The 2558-nt window shown below is 33.6% G+C and carries 2 protein-coding genes and 1 other RNA gene; 1 reads left to right on the forward strand and 2 read right to left on the reverse strand.

The features are described 5' to 3' along the window. Together rnpB and truD are read right to left on the reverse strand one after the other, a co-directional pair. An RNA gene (gene rnpB / locus MV052_RS07565) (RNase P RNA component class A) lies at positions 1-423 on the reverse strand. Positions 424-441: 18 nt separating this feature from the next. Continuing rightward, complete coding sequence (gene truD / locus MV052_RS07570; protein ID WP_297442652.1) at positions 442-1527, reverse strand: tRNA pseudouridine(13) synthase TruD; 1086 nt, start codon at positions 1525-1527, stop codon at positions 442-444. A 216-nt stretch (positions 1528-1743) separates the two neighbouring features. Between truD and cas1f the strand changes: the two genes are divergently transcribed. Further along, on the forward strand, positions 1744-2558 hold an 815-nt coding region (gene cas1f, locus MV052_RS07575), incomplete at its 3' end, for a type I-F CRISPR-associated endonuclease Cas1f (RefSeq protein ID WP_297442655.1).

The raw sequence follows: 2558 nt of genomic DNA on the forward strand, positions 1-2558 counted from the left end.
AAAGGCACAGCATAAGCCGAGTTATGTCAAAGGATGACAATTTATCTACTTACTATCTTGCAATAGTACTCTAGCGAATGGTAAAATTATGAGACTGACCAATCCATTCTTGCTGCAGGTTGGGTTTACAAAGCTCTTATGATTACTCAAAAGACTGGTAGGCTCTTACCCCACCGTTTCACCTTTTCCTACCCATACTTTTTTATTTGAAGTTTTATTAACTAAAAAATATAATAAAAAAGATATGGGCAGGTAGTCTATTCTCTGTTGCACTTTCCCTTGGGTTACCCCAGCCGTCCGTTAGACGGAACCATGTCTCATTGCAGCCCGGACTTTCCTCCTGCCCATACTTTTTTATTTGAAGTTTTATTAACTAAAAAATATAATAAAAAAGTATGGGCAGGCTGTCATCAGCTGTACCTTTACAAAAATTATATCATATTATTTTAAATTGTGTGTTAACTCTTCTAAAACAACTGTAGCATAAGATCCCTTTGGTAAAGAGAAGTGCATCTCAAACCAGTTTTCTTCGTCTATATATTTGTACTCAACATCTTTTAAGAAAGCCCAGCCAAATCTGCGGGTACCGTCCATCTGACTTAAAAATGGGTCTGATTCTGCATATATATTTTTATCTATCTCTTTAGAAAAGCCTTCACTTTGCATACTCCTGTGACCAGGAAGCCAACCTGTTATGGTAGTATCTTGCTCTTCAAACCTTTGAACCTCTTTTTCAATATCTTCTACTATAAAAGGTTTTCCATTAGGATAGTGGTGAGCAACATCTCCTTCAAAAACCTTAAAGAATTTTTTCTGTTTTCTTAGGCTTTTAATCATCTCAACTGAAAAACCAAGTGCTTTTGCTGCCTCATTATCATTAAATCCATCTAGTATATGCCCAATCTCCAACCTATATGATAACCAGTTATTAAAAAGATAACTTTGATAAGAACTTATGAAGAACATCTTCATTTTTCTTTTTCTCTCTTTTCTTTTACCCTCTAAAATCTCTCTACCAAGGACATAGTTATCACCCTCTCTTCCAAATCTTTGATAGCCAAAAAAGTTTGGAAACCCTTCTTTTTTGAGAGTTTTAAGTGCATTACCTAGCTTCTGTCCACTTACTTTATCTACCCTTTTAAGTCTTATAAAAAATCTATTTCCTTTTAAATGCCCTACTCTAATCTTATTGTTGTGGTATGTCTTTGAAAGTATTTTTATCTTATCATCTTTAAAGTTTTCTAATTTCGATTCAAAACTCTTATGGACAGACACATACTGTGTTGTCATACCATCTTTGTCTTTCAACCCTGCATATCCAAAATCACGCGTTTTTGCTCCACAAACCTCACTGAGACGCTGCACCATCTGCCATGTCGTAAGATCCTTTTTTCTTACATGCAAAACTAGGTGCTCACCCTCTCCACTAAACTCATAAAGTGGGATCTCATTTACCACAAAATCATTTGAATTTTTTGTAAATAGGACATTAATTGGTGAGTGATTTAGGAAAAAAAGTCTTTTCATTATGTTTCTCTTTAGTATTTGATTTATTACTCTAGCAACTAAAATATCAAAAAAATTATGTATTTAAGTAATATAATAAAAGTATATCCAAAGTTGCCTAATAAGAACTTTTGTATCTCTTATGGATGATAACATAAAAAATTATTTTATATAAATATTAATTAATTTATATAAATTTTATTTAAAAGTTCGATATACTTAAATAAGGAAAATAAATTGGAACAGTTAACAGATTTAAAAGCAATACTTCATTCAAAAAGAGCCAATATTTACTATCTTGAATATTGTCGAGTGATGCAAAAAGATGGACGGGTTTTGTACTTGAGTGAATCAAAAAAAGAGTATCAGTACTGGAATATTCCTATTGCAAATACTACCTGCTTGCTTTTAGGAACAGGAACATCTATAACCCAAGCAGCGATGAGGATGCTCGCACAAGCAGGTGTCTTAGTTGGTTTTAGTGGTAGTGGTGCAACACCTCTTCTTATGGCAACTGAGATAGAGTGGCTCACTCCACAAAGCGAATACAGACCGACAGAGTATATACAAGGGTGGATGAGTTTTTGGTTTGATGAAGCTAAGCGTTTAGAGTCTGCTAAAAAACTTCAAATTTCTCGAATAAATTTCATCAAAAAAGTTTATACATCTGATAAAGATTTAAAAATGGCAGGTTTTAACATAGAGGAGATAGAAAAAGATTTAGAAATAGCTATTTCAAATATCAAAGAAGCTTACAGTGTAGGAAAACTTCTACAGCTTGAAGCAGATTTAACAAAAAAACTCTACAAATATGCTGCAAAAACAACTAATCAAATAGGCTTCACAAGAGAGTATAATGCTGCAGATGATGCAAATGCTTTTTTAAATCATGGAAATTATTTAGCTTATGGCTTAGCAGCTTCAACTTTATGGGTTTTAGGAATACCTCACGGTTTTGCACTGATGCATGGAAAAACAAGACGAGGTGCTTTGGTTTTTGATGTGGCTGATTTGGTGAAAGATGCCCTTATCTTACCTTGGGCTTTTATCTG

This window comes from Sulfurimonas sp., assembly GCF_026988655.1.
In the GTDB taxonomy this organism is placed as follows: Bacteria; Campylobacterota; Campylobacteria; order Campylobacterales; family Sulfurimonadaceae; genus Sulfurimonas.

Bases quoted from the DNA above. Each gene is read 5' to 3' on its own strand.
- truD (WP_297442652.1), bottom strand. From the start codon at position 1,527: ATGAAAAGACTTTTTTTCCTAAATCACTCACCAATTAATGTCCTATTT.